Origin of the sequence: Mesorhizobium sp. M7A.F.Ca.CA.004.12.1.1 (genome assembly GCF_003997835.1) — a bacterium.
Classification (GTDB): domain Bacteria; phylum Pseudomonadota; class Alphaproteobacteria; order Rhizobiales; family Rhizobiaceae; genus Mesorhizobium.
In genome coordinates, this window is sequence record NZ_RZRK01001098.1 from 1 (window position 1) to 1,568 (window position 1,568).

General features: G+C 57.1%; 1 protein-coding gene and 1 pseudogene. Both read right to left on the bottom strand.

Going from position 1 to position 1,568, the window contains the following annotated elements; all coding sequences use genetic code 11:
- A pseudogene (locus EN984_RS34000) lies at window positions 1-436 on the bottom strand (transposase); the annotation flags it as partial.
- Between the two features lie 254 nt (window positions 437-690).
- A partial coding sequence (locus EN984_RS34005; protein ID WP_164765893.1) for an LLM class flavin-dependent oxidoreductase occupies window positions 691-1,568 on the bottom strand: 878 nt, incomplete at its 5' end.

Below are 1,568 nucleotides of genomic sequence, written 5' to 3' on the forward strand. Positions count from 1 at the left end.
CTCCTGCGCGATCGGCCTTCATCCGCTCGCGAACCTCGCGGTCGTCCGGCCTGCTGGTCTGGTAGCGAACCGTCATGCGGCAACAGCCGATGGCTTTACACGCCCGCCGTTCGCTCATCCCGAAGCCTTCCTTCAGGCGAGCGACAGCTTTCCGCTTGGCGGCGGGCGTCACCATTTCTTTCCCACAAGGTCCTTCAACGCGGCATTGTCGAGCATGGCGTCGGCCAAAAGCCGCTTCAGGCGCGTGTTCTCGTCCTCCAGCGCCTTCAGGTCGCCGAGCCTCGGTGACATCCATCCCGCCGAAGCGGGCCTTCCAATTGTAGATCGAGGCGTCGCTGACCCCGTGCTTGCGGCACAGATCGCCAACCGATACCCCGGCCTCGTGTTTCTTCAAAATTCCGATGATCTGCTCTTCAGAGAAGCGGCTGCGTTTCATGTCCTGGTCCTCTGGATGGGCCAGAACGAACTTCAAACCGGATTAGATCAGAGGGGCAAGGTCAGGACGCCTCGGCGCGGTCGTCGACCTCTTCACCCCAGCCGAATGTGCCAACTACTTCAAAGCCGCAGGATATGACCTGGATCAGATAGGACGTGCTCCAATGGTTTACACCTGACACAGGAGTCCGGCCCCCACAACCGTTTCGCAATGAGGAGCAGCGCTGCCGCTGCTCCTCCAATCACACGACGGATTCACGATGCGGCAACTCGAGCCATGATTTCGGATCCAATGGCCGATGCGGTGTATAGTGAGGCATCCAGCGGCAAATCCCCAAATGCCAGTTGACACAGAAGATAATTAGCACCTGCCTCTTCCAGCTGATCAAGGAGAGCTTTTCGGACAGAATCTGCCGTTCCCACGACGCACAATTCACTTTCAATTGCTGCATCGAAGTTCAAAGGCAAGTTTGGTGGAGTGGAAATGGCATTTAGTTCGTATAGAAATTTGAAGCTATTGAGCCATCGTTCATAGGCAGGTGCTGCGAGCAAATACGCATCTGTTTCAGAACGCCCTATCACCACCATTCGGAGCAATCCAAGAAATGGCGCTTGCTGGCCAATGTCAGCATCGTGAATTCGGGCGGCGCGGAACGCGTCGGTAACGCTGCGAACAGAAGTGGAAGGTCCGACGCAGGCGATGTTTGCCCCATTCGCAGCGGCCCAGCTAGCCGGCTCGGGTCGATTGGTGGCGATCCATGTCGGCGGACGGGGATATTGGTGAGGTCTCAACGTCAGCGGAACATCTTTCAACTCAAAGTGGCGGCCCTGATAAGAAAGCGTCCCGCCTTTCATCGCATTGATGAGAATCTCACTGGCCTCCGCATACTGTTCTGGTGCTGCTTCTACAGCAACCCCGAAGTATCCCAATTCAGTGGGAGCAGAGCCGCGCCCTATGCCGAGTTCAAGCCTGCCGCCGCTCAACTGATCAAGCATGCAGATCTCCTCGAAGGCACGCAGCGGATGATAGAGCGCAAGTAGCATTACCATGGGACCAACACGAAGACTGCGGGTTCGCTGGGCGACGCTCGCTAAGAACAAATTCGGTGATGGACCTCTGCCATGCGGCGTAC